A 21,061-nucleotide genomic window follows, 5' to 3' on the forward strand; every position below is an offset into this window, starting at 1 on the left:
CCTACAGATCCGTGTTATCAGGAACACTTTGGCAGCTCCTGCAAAGGTCAGAAGCACCGTCGATCTTTACTAAACGTCAATTACTGGATATTTTGTCTTAAATACTCATCCAGACACCCATTTACATGTCCGACTTTTCTGCAGAAACCCGCAACCTGCTCGAACAACTCCAACACGTCGCTCAAGGTCTGGGTGAGACCTTCGGGCCATTCTGTGAAGTGGTGGTGCACGACCTTCAATCTCCCGATCACGCCATTTACGCCATCCACAACAATCTGTCAGGTCGCTCTGTTGGTGACCCGGCTACCGAGCTGGGCCTGGCGCGAATCGCGGACCCGGCCTATCCGCAAGTCGTCGCCAATTACGCCAATCGATTCCCCGATGGCCGTCAGGCCAAAAGCACCTCAATCGGTATCCGCAACGTCGAAGGGCAATACGTCGCCGCGCTGTGCATGAACGTCGATCTGACCCTTTTTCAAGGCGTGCAAACGGCCATGGCGCAATTTACCCGCGTGGATTGCGCCGTGGATGAGTCATTGGAAGTGGACAGCGCGCACAGTATCCGCAAGCGGATCGACGAATTCGCGGGTCGTTCGGCAAGCACGCCCCGCTCACTCAAGGCCGATGAACGCCGGGTCTTGCTTCGAGAGCTGAAAGCATCAGGAGCGCTGGAAGTGCGCAAGTCCATGGACGCGGTGGCGCAACATCTCGGTGTCTCCCGCGCCGCCGCTTACAGCTACCTGAAGTAGGCCCACTGCCGCTTTCATATCTGCATTTCAACGAGAGAACGTCGTGCCCGAACCCATCCTCTGCAAGAACAGCACAACCATCAGCCCGCCCGCCGGACACTACTCGCACCTGTCCATTGCCAATGGCTTCGTGATGATCAGCGGCCAGTTACCGATCACTGCCGAAGGAGCTCATCTGGCGAATGCCTCGTTTGAAGATCAAACCCGGCAAGTGCTGCTCAATCTGGACAGTTGTCTTCAGGCTGCTGGCATCAGCAGGCAGCAATTGGTGCAGGTGCGGGTGTATGTCACGGATATTGAACAGTGGCCGCTATTCAACCGGCTCTACAGCCAATGGCTGGGGGATCATCGCCCCGCCAGAGCCGTAGCGGGCGTCGCACAATTGCATTACGGCTGCGCCGTGGAAGTTGAAGCCATGGCCGTTGCGGCCTGACATTTTCATTTCGAGAAGGTGATAACCCACGTGAACACATCAACGCTCCCCACCTATCAAGATGTTGAAGACGCCGCCTTACGCCTGGTTGGCCAGGCTAATCGCACACCGGTCCTGACGTCGCGCACGGTAGACAGCCTGTTCGACGCTCAAGTGTTTTTCAAATGCGAGAACCTGCAACGTGTCGGCGCCTTCAAGTTTCGCGGCGCCTTCAATGCTCTGGCGAAATTTGACGAGCAGCAGCGCAAGCATGGCGTGGTAGCGTTTTCCTCTGGAAATCATGCACAGGGCATCGCCCTCGCCGCCCGGCTGTTGGGCATTCCGGCTACCATCGTCATGCCGCACGACGCGCCACCGGCGAAGATTGCTGCGACCCGCGAATACGGCGCAAACGTGGTGATTTACAACCGCCAGACCGAAGATCGCGAAGCCATCGGCCGCGAGCATTCCGAGCGCCTGGGCATGACCCTGATTCCTCCTTACGACCACCCCGACGTGATAGCCGGACAGGGTACGGCCGCCAAAGAACTGTTCGAAGAAGTGGGCCCGCTGGATACCCTGCTGGTTTGCCTCGGTGGCGGCGGACTGTTGGCAGGCTCAGCACTGTCTACCCGCGCACTGTCACCAACCTGCAAGCTGTACGGCGTGGAACCTGAAGCAGGTAACGATGGGCAGCGTTCGTTTCGCTCGGGCGAAATCGTCCGTATCGCTGTTCCAGACACCATCGCAGATGGCGCGCAGACCCAGTACCTGGGCAACCACACCTTCCCCATCATTCGCCGTGACGTAGACGACATTCTCACCGTCTCTGACGCGCAACTCATCGACGCCATGCGCTTCTACGCCGAACGAATGAAGATGGTCGTCGAGCCTACTGGCTGTCTGAGCTTCGCCGCTGCACTGCAGATCAAGGACCAGCTCAAAGGTCAGAAAGTCGGGATCCTGATCAGCGGCGGCAACGTGGACTTGCAGCGGTATGCGGAGCTGTTGGCGAAGTAATCAGGCATCGATGCCGGACAACTGGCTGTCTTCCAGCGCATGAGGGGCACGCGACAAAATGCCACAGCAGGAATTCAACCAGTTGTATGACAACCGCCGAACGGTCATAGATGGAGAAAACCAATTGTTCTAAAATGTTGCAATACCGGCAAGCGGACGCGGAATCGAACCTCAACGGCATCAACAGTCGTCAACTTCGAAGCCCGGCGACTTGACCAGATTTATAAAAAGAAAAGCCCGTCATAGACGGGCTTTTTTCGTTTTCGGCATTTGTGGCCGAGCGCGCCCTGAGCGCAAACGACGATTTCGGGTCAGCCCACCGGGCGCCCTACTGCACACTTTTAAACTTGAGGCTAACCCCATGCTGCGACTCGTCATGATCTACCTGTTCCAATGGTTCAAACGTCTGGCATCCAATGCCGTATCACGTAACGGTAACGACACCTACACCGAAAACTTCTCGTCCCGTGAAGAAAATGAAGGCGGCCGCTGGACGTTCGTGACTCTCTTCATCGTGTTCACCCTGAGCCTCTACTCGCTGGCTGGCCTGGGCTACTACGCCAAGGTGCATGTCTGGGATGGCTTCACCGAAACCGAAAAAAACAACATCGCCCAGGCCATGGTCATCGCCAGCCAAAACATGAACTAAACCCGTGACCTAGCCGCGACCAACGAACGGCATGTTAGTGGCCATAACGGTCATGTTCAGCACGTTGGTCGACAGCGGCAGGCTCGCCATGTAACGCACCGCATCGGCGACTTCCTTGACGTCCATCATCGGCTCTACCGCAGTCTGCCCATTGGCCTGCCGAACCCCGGTAGTCATGCGTGCAGCAAGGTCAGTCAAAGCATTACCGATATCGATCTGACCGCAGGCAATGTTGTACTCACGCCCGTCCAGGGCAAACGTCTTGGTCAACCCGAGCACGGCATGTTTGCTCGCGGTGTAAGGCGAGCTGAACGGCCGTGGCGTATGGGCGGAAATCGAGCCGTTGTTGATGATCCGTCCACCCTGCGGCACCTGCCTGCGCATCAACCCAAACGCGGCGCGGGCGCAGAGGAACACGCCGGTCACGTTGGTGTTGATCACGTTCAGCCACTTCTCGACGTCCAGCTCATCCACCGGAACAGCCGGGGCGCCAACACCGGCATTGTTGAATAAAACATCCAGACGACCATAAGCGGCCTCAATCCTCGCAAACAGCGCATCCACACTCGCCGGATCGCGGACATCGGTGGACACCGCAATGGCCTTGCCACCCGCCTCGCCAATAACTGCCGCCAATTCGTCGAGCGGCTCCTGACGACGTCCCGCCAGCACCAGACTGTAGCCGTCATCCAGCAAACCCAAGGCAACGGCACGACCAATGCCGCTACCGGCGCCCGTGACAAGTGCGACTTTTGAAGCTTTGGTGCTGGTCATTCTGGTGCTCCTTCTGATTCGAAAAGTGCGGATAGCACAGAAGATTACCCGGCCTTGCTGACTCCGCGCCATCAAGTTGCAAACACAGGACCTGTAGGAGCTGCCGAAGGCTGCGATCGCGGTGTGTCAGAATGAATGCCTCGCAGCCTTCGGCAGCTCCTACAGATAATGCATTACATGCAGTAATTTGCATGTTGATTGTAGGAGCGCTTTAGCGGGGGTGGCATTCAATGCCGATTAACTCATCAAACCCTTGCACCACTGACGCTTTCCTGAGAAAAAGCCGCCTTTGTCGCCTTATTAGAGAAAGCACCATGAGCAACGAATTGCTGATCACAGACATCCGCACCGGTGATGGCAAGGAAGTCGTCAAAGGCGCGCTGATCACCACCCAGTACACCGGCAAACTGGATGACGGCACCGTGTTCGACTCCTCCCACGAGCGCGGCAAACCTTTCCAGTGCGTAATAGGCTCCGGGCGTGTCATTAAGGGATGGGATCAGGGCCTGATGGGCATGAAAGTCGGCGGCATCCGCACCCTGTTCGTGCCCGCGCATCTGGCCTACGGCGACCGGCAGATGGGCGCGCATATCAAGCCAGGGTCTGATTTGCATTTTGAGATTGAATTGCTGGAGGTTTTGACTCGGGATGATTAAGAGGCTCCTGGATCGCTTGCCGGCTTTCCGCTTCCTGCCTCCTCTTATCAGATCCGTTGAATTGAAATGCATTCCTGTAGGAACTGCCGAAGGCTGCGAAGCGTTCATTCTGATACACCTCCTTCGCAGCCTTGGCCAGCTCCTACAGGTCCAGTGTTTGCCACGGGACATCGGGTCAGACCTCCAACGCACATCATCAGGTCTGATTGCTTGTTCCCCCAGAAAAAGCGATGCTCCACCGCATAGAAATCGCGGTACTTATAAGAAGGAAACATCATGGCCCTCAACAAGCCGACCCAGGAACTCAAGCGTCACCTCAAGGGAACTGCCGAGAACCTTGAAAGCACTGCCAATGAAATACTCAAGCTCGCCGAACAAATGACTGACGTCGACGTCACGGCTATTCTGCAATTGGTCAACCGGCTGTATGGCGATGCCGATCAGCTCAAAGCCTATGCCGACGAAATCAAGGCCAAGCGAATCGTTCGCGCCAAAGCTCTTTAATCAAGCGTTGCAATGTTCTCGTCTGAATCTGTGATCAATGCAAGGACCTGCGATGCTTCCTTCCACCGCCACTGCCAGCGCTAATTTGAAGCATCTGCACATGCAGAAATGGCGTGGACGAGTGGGTATGGGGTTGGCGGCGAGTCTCTCGGTTCTGGCAGGCATGACCGATGCCATCGGCTTCATGGCCACGGGCGACTTCGTCTCCTTCATGAGCGGCAACACCACCCGGCTGGCGGTGGCGATCAGCGATGGTGACCTGAACACCACCTCTCGCCTGCTGTTGGCAATCATCACTTTTGTGATCGGTAATGCGCTGGGGGTGATCGTTGCCCGGGTAAGTGGTCGACGCGCCCTGCCCTTGTTACTGAGTATTGGTATGCTGCTGTGCGCTGCCGCAGCCTGGCCAATGGCTTCGCAGATTATTACCGTTGTGGCGGCGATTCTGGCCATGGGCATGCTCAATGCCGCCGTTGAACAGGTCAACGGCTTGCCGGTGGGGCTGACGTATGTCACCGGCGCACTTTCGCGATTCGGTCGTGGCCTCGGACGCTGGATGCTTGGGGAGCGCCGTGATGGCTGGCGCATACAGCTGGTCCCTTGGATTGGCATGTTCGTGGGGGCAATTATCGGCGCACTGCTGGAAAGCCAGCTGGGGCCCAATGCGCTATTGATCAGCGGCGCATTTGCGGCAGTGCTGGGTTTACTGACCCTGTTCATCCCGTATCGCTGGCAGCGTCGTTACATCCCACGCTAAGTCTTTAAACTGTCACCTTTGCGTCATATGGGCTGATTACTATCTGAGGACTTTTCCTACAGATGAGTGCCCGATATGTCTCCTGACCACGAAAACCTGGCGCGGCGTATTCATCGCGAGCTGCTTGATCATAATGATGAAGAGCTGGAGCTCGAGCTGGCAGAAGACGAGTACAGCCTCGACAAACTGTTTGAAAACGATATCAGCGACAGCGATGAAAAACAGGCTCGCCGACTGTATTTCAGCGAACTGTTCCGCCTCCAGGGCGAGCTCGTCAAACTGCAAAGCTGGGTGGTGAAAACCGGGCACAAGGTCGTGATCCTTTTCGAGGGTCGCGATGCAGCCGGTAAAGGCGGAGTGATCAAGCGCATCACCCAACGCCTAAACCCGCGGGTCTGTCGTGTCGCTGCACTGCCTGCGCCCAACGACCGTGAACGCACTCAATGGTATTTCCAGCGCTACGTTTCGCACCTGCCCGCGGCCGATGAGATCGTCCTGTTCGACCGCAGTTGGTATAACCGCGCGGGCGTGGAAAAGGTCATGGGGTTTTGCGACGACGATCAGTACGAAGAGTTTTTCCGTACCGTGCCCGAGTTCGAGCGCATGCTCGCCCGCTCTGGCATTCAGTTAATCAAGTACTGGTTTTCGATCTCCGATCAGGAACAGCACTTGCGCTTTCTCAGCCGCATCCATGATCCGCTCAAGCAATGGAAGCTCAGCCCGATGGATCTGGAATCCCGTCGTCGCTGGGAGGATTACACCAAGGCCAAGGAAATCATGCTGGAGCGAACTCACATCGCCGAAGCGCCATGGTGGGTGGTGCAGGCGGATGACAAGAAAACCGCGCGCCTGAACTGCATCCACCATTTGCTGGGCCAGATGCCCTACGAAGAAGTCGAGCAACCGGCGATTGAACTGCCGGAGCGTCAGCGCCGCGAGGATTACAGCCGCGTGCCGACGCCCAGTGAGCTGATCATCCCGCAAATTTATTGAGCACTGCCCGACGAGCGCCTGGACCAGAGTCCAGGCACTCTGGGGCTCAGGCGTTCAGCTCGGCGACACTCAGCTTGCGCAACAGGTCGCGCTTTTTGCTGCGATGTCCCTGCATACGCACCAATAAATCGTCCAGCGTACCCATGGCTTCCAGAATGTGCGGGCCTTTGTTGAGCATCACACATTCAGCTCGCACGCCCATCGCCGCATCGGTAATTTCGGCGCGGGTTGCAGCGCCAGTCTTGGCGAGGGTGTCCAGCACCTGAGTTGCCCAGATCACGGGGACATGGGCCGCCTCGCAAATACAAAGGATTTCCTCCTGCAACTCCGCGGTTCTTTCAAAACCGTTTTCTACCGCCAGATCCCCCCGGGCAATCATCACACCCAGCCGCGGATTCTGCATGCCTGCCAGCAATAAGGCAGCCAGGCTTTCGAATCCGCGCCGCGTCTCGATTTTCAAGACAACGCCCAGATGCTCGGCGTCAAGGCGCGTCAAATGCGCCAGAAGTGATTTGACGTCCTCAGGAGTGTTAACGAACGACAACTCCACCACATCCGCATGCTGGGCGGCGAACGCAAGTGCCTCGAGGTCCTCGGGCGACAGAGCGTCGAGTTGCAGCTCGCTGTCGGGCAGATTGATGCCCTTGTCGCTTTTCAGTTTGGCTCCGCCCGGCGCATGGGTAATACGGACGGTAACGACGTCGGCCTGGACTGACTGGATACGCCCACCGATTTTTCCGTCGTCAAACCAGACCGGTTCGTTGGCGCGCAGGTCCTTGAAAACCTCAGGCAACGTGCACCCGATACGCGCCGGGGTCAGGACCTTGCCGGTGGTATCCATCACTGCTGGATGGCCATGACTGGCATCGGCACTCAGCAGTAAAACATCCCCTTCGTTGAGGACAATGCTTTGCTCCCGAGGCGGCACGCCGGTGATACGTTCTGACTTCGGGCGACCCCGATGTTTTTTCAATTGCAGCTCTATACCGGGAATCATGTAGGTGGTCTTGCGCAATTCTGCCCGACAGCCTTGCCCGGTGACTTCAACGATCGACAATGAACGACTTGAATCCCTCGCGTCCCTGAACGCAAGCTCATCACTGACCTGCAACTGCTTTAACCATTTTCCCGGCATCTGCAAACAATAGTCATCGTCCGAAAAGACCTCCGGCTCTTCGGCAAGCCAGACTTGAGCGGCGGTCACGATGCGTCCAAACTCATCACGTTGCGGGCGGAGTTTTAACACTGCGGGCCCGGGCTGTATCTGTCCCGTGCGCAACTTCGGCCCTGCAAGGTCCATCATCACCTGGCAGGTTCTGCCGACCTTGGCAGCGGCGCTGCGACCATGCTCAATCATTTTTAGCCAGGTAGCCGGGTCATCGTGAGCGCAGTTGATGCGTTGACAATCCATGCCTGCCTGCACCAGCTCACGCACCATGGAAGGATTGGTCGCGGCCTCCTGAGGCATGGTCACCATGATGCGTACGCCACGCTCTGGCGCTGGCCCGCCGAACAACTGGTCTGCATGCAGGTTCAGGAGCTTTTCCCCTGTCCGGTCCACCAGGCTTCCGGAATTCTCTTCAAGCTCGGCGCCGGGAAGCAAGCGCTTCAGGACATCAATCACCCTGTCGACCGATGCGAGCGTATTGGCTTCACAGCGTCCCAGGGAAGAAAGGCCCAGCCCGGACAACTGCTGTTGCAGAGGGCGAATATCATGGCGGCGCAACGCGAGATAACCCAGCAAGTTGCGGGCACTGTCCAGATAATCAGGATGCACTTGCATGCTTTCGATGGGCGTCCGGGCAGCGGCCTCCATTTTGACTCGCAAAAAAGACAGACGCTTGAGCGCGGCTCGTATTTGCTGCTCATCCAACACGTTGAAGTCGGTTTCTATAATTGTCATGGCGGGCACTCGCTTCGAATGGAGACCATTGCGGTCCGTCAGACAAGCACCTGGACCAGCGCAATGTGCGGACTTAAAGGCTAAGGCTCGATTGTGACGATCTGCTTACTGTGGACGGCGAGCAGATGGACGGCCTGCGCAGCAGGGAAAATAGATTGGACGCTAACGATTTTCGTGCTTAACCTTGCCCGCCTGTTTGCGCGCAACGGGTCGGGCCTGAATGTTTGCTGTTCTCAATATATTGCTACCGATTTTCGCCCTGATCCTGCTGGGGTTCATCTGCCGCCGCACGAACCGCCTTGGCCCGAATGCCGCTTCGGAAATCAACCGGATGGTGGTATGGCTGTGTTTACCGGCGCTGCTCTTCAGTGTTACGGCGACATCGACCTGGGAGCAGATCTGGCATCCGGGGTTCGTCATCGGCTTTACGTTGAGCACCTTGTCGGTGTTCGTCATCACCCTCCTGCTACGCTGGAAGAAAGGCACCCATCTGGCCGATGCGAGCATCGACGCACTCGGTGGCTCCTATGCCAATGCGGGTTATATCGGTATCCCGCTGTGCGTGATGGTGCTCGGCCAGGAAGGACTGCAACCGGCGCTGGTCGGGGCGCTTCTGGTGGTTTGCGTGTTATTTGGCCTGGCGCTGGTCTGTGTGGAAGTCGGACTGCAAACCGAGCGCAAGCCGCACCGCATTGCCTTGAAAGTGTTTCTGGCGCTGGTGAAAAACCCTCTTGTGGTGTCTCCGATCCTCGGCGCGTTATGGGCCAGCAGCGGCGCGCCCTTACCCGGGGCACTGGAAAAACTGCTCAGCCTCCTGGGTGCGGCGACCAGCCCCTGCGCACTGGTCGCGCTTGGTTTGTTCCTCGCCGAAAAACAGCAAGGCACACGTGAAGGAACGTCGCTGCTGGTCCTGATCAAGCTGATCGGCCACCCGCTGCTGACCTGGGTGCTGGTGTTCCATGTATTCGATGTGCCGCTGCTATGGGCCAATGCCGCCCTGCTGCTCAGCGCACTGCCCACCGGCACAGGCCCGTTCATGCTGGCTGAGTACTACAAGCGCGAAGCGTCACTGGTATCGAGCACGATTCTGGTGTCGACCCTGGGTTCGCTCGTGACGCTGTCGATCTGCCTGTACGTGATCAGTCATCCGGGGTGACGTCGCTGCCCGTCCGGCGTCGATAACGTTTAACATGTCGCGCCCTTTCGCCACTGATTGCCGTCATGACCCCAGAAGCACTCGCCATCCTCAACCAGCATCTGCTGGATGCCCTGCAAACCGCGCCCGATGAAACCCGCCGTCTGTTTCATGGCCGAGGCCGCGTCTGGCCAGGACTTGAGCAGGTGACGGTCGACTGGATGCAAGGCGTGGTGCTGGTCTCGCTGTTCCGTGAGCCCGCAAAGACCGAGCTTGAAGCGCTGACCCGTCTGCTGCTGGAACTGACCCGCACACCGCAATGGCTGAACAGCCAGGCACATACCTTATTGCTGCAACACCGCTACTTGCCGGAAAGCACAACCGAGTGGCTGCTGGGTGAGCGGGTGGAAGAATGGCAGATCACTGAAAGCGGCCTGCACTTCAAAGTAGATCTGGGCAGGAAGCAGAACTGCGGCCTGTTTCTGGACATGCGTTACGGGCGCGACTGGGTGCGTGCCAACGCGCAGGGCAAACGGATACTGAACCTGTTTGCCTACACCTGTGGCTTTTCCGTCGCGGCCATCGCAGGCGGTGCCGAACAAGTGATCAATCTCGACATGTCCCGGGCCGCACTCACCCGCGGTCGTGAGAACCACCGCCTCAATCAACACGACTTGCGCAAAGTCAGCTTTCTGGATCACGAGTTGTTCAAGTCCTGGGGCAAGGTCAAAAAATCCGGGCCTTATGACCTCGTTATTATTGACCCGCCCTCCTTCCAGCGCGGTAGCTTCCTGCTCGACAAGGATTACCAGAAAGTGCTGCGACGCATGCCCGAGCTGCTGGTGCCGGGCGGCCAGGTGCTGGCTTGCATGAATGAACCGAGCCTGGGCTCCAGCTTCCTGATCGACCACACCGCCATTGAAGCGCCAAACCTGCGCTTCGAACAACGTCTGGCCAATCCACCGGAGTTCCGTGACGCCGAGGTCGAAGGTGGATTAAAGGCACTGCTCTTTACGGACGTGTCTGAAACTGCAGAGATATAATATAACTTTTTATTAATTAGTTAGCTTTACAACGTTAAGCTCAGCAAAAAGGATCCAGTCGATGTTTAATGGCGTCAAATAACCACCTGTTTACGCCCTTAAAGTTTCAGTGTTAAACGCCGATGGACTTGAATAACCAGACCTGTGTAAACAACAAAACTTTTCTACACAGGTGATGGTTTTTTCACACATTGGCGCCTACAGTGATATCAAGTCGCCAGCAGCTAGATCAGTTGAATCTCAGCTATCGCAGCGTGGCGATTCGAGGTATCTCGGTATGAAAACAAGAAATATAAAACTGACCACCAGAGCCCTGTTCAGCTTCGGCATCATTTGTCTTCTCTTGATCGGCCTTGGCGCCGCCTCGCTGTTCAAGATGGATGACATTCACGACTCCGCCTCCGACCTGCAGAAAAACTGGCTGCCCAGCGTCAGACAGGCCGGTCGGATCGAGACTGCGATGCTTCTGTATCGTCTGGACGCCAGACGATTTGTCATGGACGACGCACGCCTGGGCGAAGCGTCGATCAAGAAAATCAATCAACTTAAAGCCAACTTGAGCAAAGCCACACAAGACTATGCGCCTATGGTCGGCGACGCCGCCGAGCGAGAACTGTTCAATAAGGTCTCGGCCAACGTCAGTGCCTATCAGGGCAAAATCGACGAACTGATGGAGTTAAGTAAAACCCGCACCTATCAGGAAATGGCGGTATTCATCCAGGACACTTCCAAGCCTCAGGCAGTGGCGCTGCAAAGCGCTATTGAAGAGCTGATTGGCGTTAACGAAAAAGGGGCGGAGCAATCCGGATCAATCGCGGATGAAAGTTTTATCAGCGGCCGTTATATCTCAATGATATTCATTGTTATCGCCGTTATCGTTACTGTACTTGTAGCCGTGGCCTTTACCCGAAGTATTACCCAGCCTATTCAAACCCTGCTGATCACCACCCGGAAAATTGCCGACGGCGATCTACGCACCACGGTCGAAATCAGCGGCGCGGATGAAATGACCGAGTTGCAAACCGCTACTGCGACCATGCTGGCGAATCTCAAAGGGACGATTCAGCATATCTCCGACTCATCGGGACAACTCGCCTCGGCGGCGGAAGAAATGAGCTCGATCACCAAAGAGTCCAATGCCGGTATCCAACGACAAAGCATGGAAACCGAGCAGGCGGCCACCGCGGTCAACCAGATGACTGCCGCAGTTGAGGAAGTCGCCCGCAATGCGGTCGCTGCCTCTCAGTCAACCCAGGCATCAGAGCGCTCGGCAAAGACCGGACAGGAGCGCGTCAGCCAGACCATCGCCTCGCTGGAAAAACTCAGCACTACAGTCGAACGTACCGGCCTTGAAGTCGAAGGCCTGGCGAACCAGGCACAGCACATCGCCAAAGTACTGGACGTGATTGGCTCCATTGCCGAACAGACCAACCTGCTGGCTTTGAACGCCGCTATCGAGGCCGCCCGGGCAGGCGAGCAAGGCCGAGGGTTTGCCGTGGTGGCGGATGAAGTCCGCGCACTCGCCCACAGAACGCAAACGTCCACCCGGGAAATCGAGCAGATGATCCAGGGCATTCAAAAAGACTCGACCCTGGCAGTACAGTCAATGAAACAAAGCACACTTGAAGCCGGGTCGACATTGAAGATTGCCCATGAGGCCGGTGTCGCAATCAAAGAAATCACAGCGGCAATTTCCCACATCAACGAAAGAAACATGCTGATTGCCACAGCCTCAGAACAACAGGCGCAAGTCGCCCGCTCGGTTGATCAGAACCTGGTGAGCATTCGCGACCTGTCCTCACAAAGCTCATCTGCGGCCAGTCAGACCTCACTGGCCAGCAACGAGCTGTCGCAACTGGCCGTAGGCCTCAATCGTCTGGTCGCGAGGTTTTCGGTGTAGCAACTGCGGGAAAGCGCGATCAGTGCCGAAGGCCTGATTGCGAACTTCAGCCATAACAAAAAGAGAGTCACTATCGTGCTGAAACATATCTCTGTGGCCGAGCTACGCCTCGGCATGTACGTACACGAATTCTGCGGCTCAGGGATAGAGCAGTCATTCTGGAAAAACGGATTCATGCTCTCCAACGAGCATGATCTGCAACGCATCCTCGACGCAAAAGTCGCGGAGCTCTGGATTGATGACAGTCGTGGTGTCAGCCCTGTACCCGCCGCGCCTGTTCAATCAGATCCCGCACTGCCGATCAGCCTGCAAAACATCGCTAATAAACCTATTCCACACCGGGTCGCGCTGAATCAGGAAATTTCCCGATCGCTCAAGCTGTGTGCTCATTCCAGAACAGCGGTCGAGAAGATGTTCAGCGATTTGCGCATGGGCAAGATCATTGAAACTGAGCAGGTCAGCGAGCTGGTCGAGGAAATCTCCGACTCGCTTTCCCGGCACCCCGATGCCTTGATCAGCCTCGCACGTCTCAAGACCTGTGATGAATACACTTACATGCATTCGGTCGCAGTCTGCGCACTGATGATCGCCCTCGCCCGCCAGCTTGGACTTCCGCCTGCTTTGGTTCACGAAGCAGGTATCGCTGGTCTCATGCATGACGTCGGTAAAGTCGTGATCCCGCTGACTATCCTCAACAAACCTGGCGCGCTCAGCGATGAGGAGTTCGAGACCATGCGCAGTCACTCGCAGTGCGGGACCAATATGTTGAGGCAAAGCCAGCACTTCAGCCCTCGGGTCCTGGACGTTTGCCTGCATCATCATGAAAAAATCGACGGCACCGGCTATCCCCACAGGCTGGCCGGTAGTCAGATCAGCCTGTTCGCCCGGATGGGCGCCGTGTGTGATGTCTATGACGCGGTAACTTCGGACCGCCCCTATAAAGAAGCCTGGGGTCCGGCTGATGCCATCCATCGCATGGCCCAGTGGCAGGGGCATTTTGACGAAAAGGTGTTTCAGGCCTTCGTCAAATGCGTGGGCATATACCCGGTCGGCGCATTGGTCCGCCTCCAAAGCGGACGTATTGGAGTGGTCACCGAACAGCATGAAAAATCGCTGCTCACGCCCAGGGTTCGGGTGTTCTTCTGCGCCAACAGCAATCAGCACATTGCGCAAACCACCCTCAATCTCGCTGCACTGGTGGGCCAGGATCGCATCGTGGGTCGCGAATCAGCGAAGGAATGGGGATTCAGTAATCTGGATGAGTTGTGGTTAGAGTCGAGCGTGGGGGGTAAGTCGAATTGTGGCTAGCCCGCAAACTTTGTAGGAGCTGCCGGAGGCTGCGAAACCAATAGGCCCTGTTGGAGCGAGGCTTGCCCGCGAAGCGTTCGATGAGGTCTGTCAGGCAGATCGCGTCATCGTTCTTCGCGGGCAAGCCTTGCTCCAACGGACAGTGCAGTCATGAGAGCGGTGCTTACCCTCACATCAGAACTTGAACGCCTGACGCCCGATCAGCAGCCACTTGCCGTCCTGCTTCTGCCAAATCTGGAAGTTTTCGATTTCAGTCGGGACAACCTTGCCGCTGTTCACAGCCTCTGCGGAAAAGTGGTTGCGAACCAGAGCGGTATCACCCGACAGAGTGATCTGCTGCTTCTGCATCTCAAGCCTGTTGAACGCGCTTTTGCCCGTTTCGATATCCGCGATAAAGGCTTTCTTGTCCTGAATGTTGCCGCTGGAATGCCCGTAAGTGAGGTTGTCAGCAGTCAGTGCCTGCAGTTGAGCAATATCCTTGTGCCACATGGCCTGAGTCAGTTTGTCGACAGCCTTCTCAACGTCAGCTTGATCCGAGGCATGAGCCGTAGCCGTGTAACCGCCGAACAGGCAGAGAAACGCAACGAGCAGCTTGAAACGCTTGTTCATGTTTATTCCTTGTTATTGTTTATTGGTAATGGAGGAAATCGCGCAAAAGACCGAGTTGTCTTATACGACGTCTTACAACATAGCTTATTTATCAAATCAGGCAAACGAGATTTTCAAGCCGAAGGTATTAACCCTTAATCCCATAATTAATTGTGGGTTTAGCACTCGCTTATAAATTTCATCTGGCCTGAAACGTAGAAACCCGGCACTGCAATTAAGCAGGGCCGGGTTTCTTGTCGGGGGTTCAAGTGGTCGCTGCCGACCACATGAAAACCCACGCGTCTGACGATAAGGCGTGTTACAGAGCCATATCCGAAGCTGGATTGCTTGGCTGTGGCTTCGCAGGCTTGGCCGGTGCAGCGCTGGCAGCAGGATAAGCTGCCGGGTCAATTACCGGTGGCTTGGTCAGCTGCAGGACTTCAGCGGTGTAATCCCACGACTGCTGAACGCGCTCAGGCGAACCGTTGAGCTTGGTGCCGTAGCTCGGAACGATCTGGCGCATCTTGGCTTGCCACTCTGGAGTAGCAACCTTGTCCTTGAAGGCTTTTTCAAGCACGTCGATCATGATCGGAGGTGCAGTCGAGGCACCTGGGGACGCGCCCAGCAGGCCAGCGATAGAGCGATCCTGAGAGAAAACAACCTCAGTACCCAGCTTCAACACACCACCTTTCTCGGCATCACGCTTGATGATCTGCACGCGCTGACCGGCTTGCCACAAACGCCAGTCTTCTTTCTTGGCGTGCGGGAAGTACTCTTTCAGAGCATTGAAGCGGTCGTCATCCGACATCATCAATTGGCCTGCCAGGTACTCGATCAACGGATACTGCTCAACGCCAACCTTGGTCATCGGCCACACGTTATGGGTCGTGGTGGTCGACAGCAGGTCAAGATACGAACCTTCCTTCAGGAACTTGGTGGAGAAGGTTGCGAACGGACCAAACAGGATCATGCGCTTGCCGTCCAGGACACGGGTGTCCAGGTGCGGTACGGACATGGGTGGCGCGCCAGTCGACGCGATACCGTAGGCCTTGGCCATGTGCTGCATTGCCAGATCCTGGTTTTCAGTTACCAGGAACGAACCGCCGACCGGAAAGCCGCCGTATTCGCGAGCCTCAGGGATGTCAGCGATTTGCAGCAGCTTCAACGCACCGCCGCCAGCGCCGACAAACACGAACTTCGCGTCAGTGCCGTGAGTAGTACCGTCTTTCAGGTTTTTGTACTCGACGTGCCAGCTGCCGTCCTTGTTGCGCGTGATCTCGTTGACTTCGCTCGACAACTTCAGGTCGAAGTTAGGCTTGGTCTGCAGGTTGGCAACGTATTGGCGAGTGACTTCGCCCCAGTTCGCATCGGTACCCAGTGGCGTCCAGGTAGCAGCGATTTTCTGGTTTGGATCACGCCCTTCCATCATCAGTGGAACCCACTGCTTGATCTGAGCCTGATCTTCGCTGTACTGCATGCCGGCGAACAACGGGCTGGTTTTCAGCGCTTCGTAGCGGGCCTTCAGGAACTTGACGTTATCGTCGCCCCACATGAAGCTCATGTGTGGAGTCGAGTTGATGAACGAATGCGGGTTTTTCAGGACGCCATTCTTGACCTGCCACGCCATGAATTGACGGGTGACCTGGAACGCCTCGTTGATCTCGATAGCCTTGGCGATCTCGATCTTGCCGTCTTTGCCGTACGGGGTGTAGTTGGACTCGGCCAGGGCAGAGTGACCGGTACCGGCGTTGTTCCAGCCGTTTGAGCTTTCTTCGGCAACTTTGTCGAGGCGCTCGACCATTTCCATGGTCCAGCTCGGCTCAAGCTCGTTGAGCCATGTGCCGAGGGTAGCGCTCATGATGCCGCCACCGATCAGCAACACATCGACTTTCTTGGTTTCTTCTGCATGCAAAGGCGTCAGTCCCATCGACAGCGCCAGGCCCAGGAGGGCTGTGTTCACTTTTTTTAACATACTGTGATTTTTCCAGGATAGAACGTCATCCCTCCGTCAATCTACGCATCTGATGACCGGTTCCACGCATGCTTGCAGGCATATCGTGAACTGCGGCGATCGGCAGGACCGACGGCGGGACATTCAAGGCTGATGCATTGCTATCAACCTCACTCTCTTGTCTCTCCTGAGCTGACTTCTTGTTTGCCATTGTTTTCAGCTGCTGAGTGACATTGAATCTCTTGGTACATCGTCAGAACAAAACTGCTCCGACAACCTCGTTACAACCAGCACCCAGGTCTTTCACGGAACAACATCTGCTACTTGCCTAACAAAAGGTCATGCGTTGTAAAGCACATATGTACACGTGTATCGGGAACCGCAAACGGTAATTGTAATCGGATACAGGTTGCGGAGCGAACTTTTACCGACATTCGCTTGTTCGCTTAGTCGATAGTCTCGTTCGACGCGGGCCTCTGGCGCGCATCAACCAGTGCTTTGGCTTGCCGGGTTAATTGATCCAGATGCCGATCACGCTGCTTCTCGGCCTCTATCATCGGCCGTTTTCCGTGCTGCTGAAGTAAATAGGCGTGAATTTGCCGAATCTCCAGCGAATTGTAGATCGGCGCGACATCCAGTACGGCGACCAGACCGTCAGTGCCGTGATCCCGGGTATTCATCAATACCTGCGGACCGCGAGCGGCCAGCACCTGAAACCCCATCGCTTCGAAACGCGGCACCGCCGCAGCGCGGCAGGCCAGCTCTGCATGGGGGTAACGCTCGGTCATCTGCGCCAGCATCGCGCGCGCCACGCCTTTGCGACGTTTGCTGGCCTGTACAGCCATGAATGCTACCGCGCAGGCGTCGGGATCATCCTTGACCGGCAGATAGAGCAAGAAGCCGATCACCGTCTCCGGCTCTTCAGCATCCAGCGCCACAATCAACTCAACAGGAATCCCTTTTGATCCGTCCATGGCGTCGATGTAGAGGTGAACCTCATAGCCGACGCCATATTGGTAAAGGCTGTAGAGCGGATTGCTGGGCGCAATGTTGACCATGCTGATATCGGTGATGTAGTCGACCACCATCTGCATGATCTGGCTTTTGATCGACTCCGGAGGCGGGTTTTCGAAACGGGTGACGGTGAACATCGAGGTGGTGACTCCAGACTTAAGGCGTCCCCGGACCGGCAGCGTCGGCCCGAAGTAGCGCCATCATACCCGCTCTTGGCAGCAGAACAGAGCGCGCAACGCCGCACTGCTCTGTTGGAGCGGTCAAAAGCACTTAATAGATGCGATTTTCATGTGGGAGCGGTGCTTCCCGCGATAGAGGCGACGCGCTCTGAAGTACAAACCGCGGTGTTCTTATCGCGGGCAAGCACCGCTCCCATGAAATCGAGTTTGATCCGCGATAGCGGTGTGCCAGGGACAGTTCACCAATGCCCATTTGCCTCACCGGCAAAGACTGCTTTAATCAGCCGACTCACCGATGAAGGAGCGAACAGATGGAACGTCTCACCGCGAAAGATTTTTCCCCTGAACTGCTTGAGCTGTACGACTACTACGCCCACGGCAAGATCAACAGACGCGAATTTCTTGACCGCGCAGCCGCTTTCACTGTGTTCGGCCTGACTGCCAGTGCTGTTCTTGCTTCGCTGAGCCCCAACTACGCAATGGCCCAGCAGGTGGAATTCACCGATCCGGACATCATCGCCGAGTACGTCAACTATCCCTCCCCCAAAGGCCACGGGCAGGTGCGCGGTTATCTGGTGCGTCCGGCGAAAGCGACCGGCAAATTACCCGCTGTGGTCGTGGCCCACGAGAATCGCGGGCTTAACCCTTACATCGAAGACGTTGCCCGCCGCGTAGCAAAAGCCGGTTTCATCGCCCTCGCCCCCGACGGCCTGACTTCGGTCGGCGGCTATCCCGGCAATGACGACAAAGGCCGCGAACTGCAGCAGACCGTGGACCCGGAAAAGCTCATGAACGACTTCTTCGCCGCCATCGAGTGGATGATGAAACACGACGCAACCACCGGTAAAGTCGGCATCACCGGCTTCTGTTACGGTGGTGGTGTTGCCAACGCTGCAGCGGTTGCCTACCCCGAACTGGCCGCCGCCGTGCCGTTTTACGGACGTCAGGCCAAAGCCGAGGATGTGCCAAGAATCAAGGCACCGCTGTTGATCCACTACGGCGAACTGGACACGCGCATCAACGAAGGCGCTGCCGCTTATGAGCAGGCATTGAAAGCCGCAGGCAAAACCTATCAGGCGTATGTCTATCCCGGCGCCAACCACGGCTTTCATAACGACTCCACGCCACGCTATGACGAAGCGGCGGCCAAGCTCGCATGGGACAGGACGCTGGAGTGGTTTAACAAGTATCTGGTTTGATCCTGACCTGAATCCCAACACTCCAAAACCGCTGGACCTGGAATTCATCCTGCAGGACCGGCTTCAGCCGGGAGAGCGTCTAGACAATCGCCTGATTTGCTTCGGCAGAAATACCGCTCTCGCGGCTAAAGCCGCTCCTACAGGCCGAACGGTTTAGAGCAAGCTTGCGGGCAGTTAGCAGCGCCGCAAGCGCCCGCCCTCCTGAGTTGCGAAAAAAGCAACAGAGCTGCAGCCCCGCAAGGATTGATAGCGCCCCCATTGCCTGCCCATACTCGACCCACCCCAAAAAGGAGAAGGTCATGGATTCCCTTTGGCAGCGTCTGCAAGATCAGGCTCATCAGCTTGCAAATCGCAACCCCGTTCTCAGCCATTACGTAGAGAACGGCATTCTGGCGCAGCCCTCCTTCGCCGCAGCCCTGGCAGCAAACCTCGCCCGGCAGCTCAAGGAGCAGGCCGTCAACACTGATCTGACGCGCTGGTTCTCCGACGTCATTCAAGCCAACCCCGATATTGCTTCCCACGCAGCGGCAGACATCAATCACCTGGTCATCGTCAACCCGGCCTGTCCTGATCACCTGACTGCTTTCATGACCTTCCGCGGCATCCTCGCTGTTCAGGCTTATCGCATTGGTCATGCCTTGTGGAACGAGGGCGATATCCAGAGCGCAGTGCTGTTGCAGAACTGGGCAGCCAATACCTGGAGCATTGATATCCACCCGGCAGCACGATTGGGCAAAGCGCTGTTTGTGGATCACGGCATCGGCCTGGTGATTGGCGAGACCGCGGTCGTAGAAGATGAAGTCAGCCTTTGGCACGGTGTAACACTGGGCAGCACCCTGGCTGAAGTCGGCGACCGTCATCCAAAAATCCGCCGCGGCGCGCTGATCTGCGCGGGTGCGACCGTGCTGGGCAATATTGAAGTGGGTCCCAGGGCCATCGTCGCGGCCAACGCGGTGGTGCTCAAACCGGTGCCAGCGGGTGCAGTGGTCGCGGGCACTCCGGCAAAAATTGTCGGTAGCGCACCGCAATCGCTGGCAACCCTGACCTCGAAAACCCTTACTCAACGGGAGCAATGACCATGGCCGCAGCCGCCCAATCCACTCAAGGTATTGACCACCCGCTGGTGACCGTACGCAACCATCCACAGGCACTCGAGCTGTATCGCAAGATGGGCTTTGAACCGTCGCCGGTGAGCTACCACCCGTGGGGCACTGTCACGACGCTGGTGATGTTCCCCAGCAATTTCATCGAAATCATCGCAGTAGATGATGCCTCGAAGTTTGGCACCAACTCGGTCGATGGCTTTTGCTTCGGACGTCAGCTGGGCACGTTTCTGGACCGCGGTGAAGAAGGCGTTTCACTGGTCGCCCTGCACAGCAAAGACGCCGACGCTGATTATCGGCGCCTTACCCATGCAGGGTTGGCCAGCCAGGGTCGTATCGATTTCCGGCGCAAAATGACCCTGCCCGATGGCAGCCCGGACGAAGTCGTCGTTTCGCTGGGCCTATTCATGGATGAAGAGCACCCGGACGTTTCCAACTTCATTTGCCATCAGCACCGCCCGGAGCTGATCTGGGTGCCTGAATGGCAAAACCATCCAAACGGTGCCGACGGCATTCTTGCGGTGACCTACCTGGCGGACCCAGCCCAGCTCGAAACCCGATGGAAAGCGTTGTACGGTGATGCAGTTCGCTACAACGGCGATGTGCTGGAGGCCGACACCGGCTGTGGGCTGCTACGCGCCATGTCCCTGACTGCAGCGCAAACCGAGTTTGCCGGGGTCAACTTGCCTCAGGCGGCCAGCCAACGACCCCACGCGATCGCACTGCGCATCAACACTAAAGATCTGGATGCGGCGCGAGCCATTATCCAAAGCAACAAAGTGCCGCATCTAGCGGGTTCACAGCGCCTGCTGATTGAGCCGCAAGCGGCCGGGAATGTGATTCTGGAGCTGGTGCAAACCCGCTGAGAATCGGACTGTCAGGAGGGTCATGGTCCTGTGGGAGATTCCATGTTTGCCCGCAAGCCGACGTGGGACCGGCTTTAGCCGGGAAGGCGGTATTTCTGGCGATGAAGATGGACTGAATGTACTGGCCTCTTCCCGGCTAAAGCCGGTCCCACGTCATCAGGGAATCCTGTGGGAGCCGGGCTTGCCCGCGATAAGGACGACTCGGTCCACCTGTAACACCGCTCTCCTGAATAAATTCGGTCCTGCGGATGCCTGAGCCTGCAGAGCATTTTGCCGTCCGTCGCCTGCCCACTCGCCATCAGCCCGAAGGCTATCAACCAAACGTCGGGCTTGCCGTTAAAGCACGCAGCGTCCCGGG

20 protein-coding genes are annotated in these 21,061 nt (G+C 56.9%); 15 read left to right on the forward strand and 5 right to left on the reverse strand.

Features of this window, described 5'->3' with window-relative positions:
* Window positions 1-125 precede the first annotated feature (125 nt).
* From H8S59_RS14120 to H8S59_RS14135, 4 genes are all read left to right on the forward strand, one after another.
* Window positions 126-749, forward strand: coding sequence for a helix-turn-helix transcriptional regulator (locus tag H8S59_RS14120; protein WP_187521812.1), 624 nt, complete (start codon window positions 126-128; stop codon window positions 747-749).
* 43 nt (window positions 750-792) lie between these two features.
* Window positions 793-1,182, forward strand: coding sequence for a RidA family protein (locus H8S59_RS14125; protein ID WP_095101603.1), 390 nt, complete (start codon window positions 793-795; stop codon window positions 1,180-1,182).
* 30 nt (window positions 1,183-1,212) lie between these two features.
* Window positions 1,213-2,181: a threo-3-hydroxy-L-aspartate ammonia-lyase gene (locus tag H8S59_RS14130; RefSeq protein ID WP_187521813.1), complete on the forward strand. Its 969-nt coding sequence runs from the start codon at window positions 1,213-1,215 to the stop codon at window positions 2,179-2,181.
* A gap of 361 nt (window positions 2,182-2,542) precedes the next feature.
* Window positions 2,543-2,830 (forward strand): hypothetical protein, encoded by a 288-nt coding sequence (locus H8S59_RS14135; protein WP_095101599.1) that lies wholly within the window; start codon window positions 2,543-2,545, stop codon window positions 2,828-2,830.
* A 9-nt stretch (window positions 2,831-2,839) separates the two neighbouring features.
* On the opposite strand, the gene H8S59_RS14140 is transcribed toward H8S59_RS14135, so the two are convergent.
* On the reverse strand, window positions 2,840-3,604 hold the full coding sequence (locus H8S59_RS14140) for an SDR family oxidoreductase (protein ID WP_187521814.1): 765 nt from the start codon (window positions 3,602-3,604) through the stop codon (window positions 2,840-2,842).
* 314 nt (window positions 3,605-3,918) lie between these two features.
* Between H8S59_RS14140 and H8S59_RS14145 the strand changes: the two genes are divergently transcribed.
* The 4 genes from H8S59_RS14145 to ppk2 all read left to right on the forward strand — a co-directional run bounded on the left by H8S59_RS14145 (window position 3,919) and on the right by ppk2 (window position 6,514).
* On the forward strand, window positions 3,919-4,260 hold the full coding sequence (locus tag H8S59_RS14145) for an FKBP-type peptidyl-prolyl cis-trans isomerase (protein WP_095101595.1): 342 nt from the start codon (window positions 3,919-3,921) through the stop codon (window positions 4,258-4,260).
* A gap of 276 nt (window positions 4,261-4,536) precedes the next feature.
* On the forward strand, window positions 4,537-4,764 hold the full coding sequence (locus H8S59_RS14150) for a hypothetical protein (RefSeq protein WP_027900182.1): 228 nt from the start codon (window positions 4,537-4,539) through the stop codon (window positions 4,762-4,764).
* Window positions 4,765-4,816: 52 nt separating this feature from the next.
* Window positions 4,817-5,521, forward strand: coding sequence for a YoaK family protein (locus H8S59_RS14155; protein ID WP_187521815.1), 705 nt, complete (start codon window positions 4,817-4,819; stop codon window positions 5,519-5,521).
* 75 nt (window positions 5,522-5,596) lie between these two features.
* A complete protein-coding gene (gene ppk2 / locus H8S59_RS14160) occupies window positions 5,597-6,514 on the forward strand; it encodes a polyphosphate kinase 2 (protein ID WP_187521816.1) in 918 nt (305 codons plus the stop codon).
* Between the two features lie 46 nt (window positions 6,515-6,560).
* Here ppk2 and H8S59_RS14165 read toward each other — a convergent pair whose 3' ends face one another.
* On the reverse strand, window positions 6,561-8,417 hold the full coding sequence (locus tag H8S59_RS14165; protein WP_187521817.1) for a pyruvate kinase: 1,857 nt from the start codon (window positions 8,415-8,417) through the stop codon (window positions 6,561-6,563).
* A 220-nt stretch (window positions 8,418-8,637) separates the two neighbouring features.
* Between H8S59_RS14165 and H8S59_RS14170 the strand changes: the two genes are divergently transcribed.
* The 4 genes from H8S59_RS14170 to H8S59_RS14185 all read left to right on the forward strand — a co-directional run bounded on the left by H8S59_RS14170 (window position 8,638) and on the right by H8S59_RS14185 (window position 13,803).
* The gene (locus tag H8S59_RS14170; RefSeq protein WP_187521818.1) at window positions 8,638-9,573 is read left to right on the forward strand and encodes an AEC family transporter; all 936 of its coding nucleotides are present in this window, start codon (window positions 8,638-8,640) and stop codon (window positions 9,571-9,573) included.
* Between the two features lie 65 nt (window positions 9,574-9,638).
* Complete coding sequence (locus H8S59_RS14175) at window positions 9,639-10,595, forward strand: class I SAM-dependent methyltransferase (RefSeq protein WP_187521819.1); 957 nt, start codon at window positions 9,639-9,641, stop codon at window positions 10,593-10,595.
* Window positions 10,596-10,872: 277 nt separating this feature from the next.
* Window positions 10,873-12,495, forward strand: a complete 1,623-nt coding sequence (locus H8S59_RS14180; protein WP_187521820.1) for a methyl-accepting chemotaxis protein — start codon at window positions 10,873-10,875, stop codon at window positions 12,493-12,495.
* Between the two features lie 75 nt (window positions 12,496-12,570).
* A complete protein-coding gene (locus H8S59_RS14185; protein ID WP_187521821.1) occupies window positions 12,571-13,803 on the forward strand; it encodes an HD domain-containing phosphohydrolase in 1,233 nt (410 codons plus the stop codon).
* A gap of 174 nt (window positions 13,804-13,977) precedes the next feature.
* On the opposite strand, the gene H8S59_RS14190 is transcribed toward H8S59_RS14185, so the two are convergent.
* The 3 genes from H8S59_RS14190 to H8S59_RS14200 all read right to left on the reverse strand — a co-directional run bounded on the left by H8S59_RS14190 (window position 13,978) and on the right by H8S59_RS14200 (window position 17,493).
* Window positions 13,978-14,412 (reverse strand): nuclear transport factor 2 family protein, encoded by a 435-nt coding sequence (locus tag H8S59_RS14190; protein WP_049826922.1) that lies wholly within the window; start codon window positions 14,410-14,412, stop codon window positions 13,978-13,980.
* A 298-nt stretch (window positions 14,413-14,710) separates the two neighbouring features.
* Window positions 14,711-16,363: a malate dehydrogenase (quinone) gene (gene mqo, locus H8S59_RS14195; protein ID WP_095095999.1), complete on the reverse strand. Its 1,653-nt coding sequence runs from the start codon at window positions 16,361-16,363 to the stop codon at window positions 14,711-14,713.
* Window positions 16,364-16,788: 425 nt separating this feature from the next.
* On the reverse strand, window positions 16,789-17,493 hold the full coding sequence (locus H8S59_RS14200; RefSeq protein WP_095095995.1) for a GNAT family N-acetyltransferase: 705 nt from the start codon (window positions 17,491-17,493) through the stop codon (window positions 16,789-16,791).
* A gap of 353 nt (window positions 17,494-17,846) precedes the next feature.
* Between H8S59_RS14200 and yghX the strand changes: the two genes are divergently transcribed.
* From yghX to H8S59_RS14215, 3 genes are all read left to right on the forward strand, one after another.
* Entirely contained in the window at window positions 17,847-18,734 is an 888-nt protein-coding gene (gene yghX, locus H8S59_RS14205; protein WP_095095991.1) for a YghX family hydrolase, read from the forward strand.
* 299 nt (window positions 18,735-19,033) lie between these two features.
* A complete protein-coding gene (epsC, locus tag H8S59_RS14210) occupies window positions 19,034-19,810 on the forward strand; it encodes a serine O-acetyltransferase EpsC (protein ID WP_187521822.1) in 777 nt (258 codons plus the stop codon).
* Window positions 19,811-19,812: 2 nt separating this feature from the next.
* The gene (locus H8S59_RS14215) at window positions 19,813-20,703 is read left to right on the forward strand and encodes a VOC family protein (RefSeq protein ID WP_187521823.1); all 891 of its coding nucleotides are present in this window, start codon (window positions 19,813-19,815) and stop codon (window positions 20,701-20,703) included.
* Window positions 20,704-21,061 lie beyond the last annotated feature (358 nt).

The organism is Pseudomonas folii (genome assembly GCF_014357575.1).
Classification (GTDB): Bacteria; Pseudomonadota; Gammaproteobacteria; order Pseudomonadales; family Pseudomonadaceae; genus Aquipseudomonas; species Aquipseudomonas folii.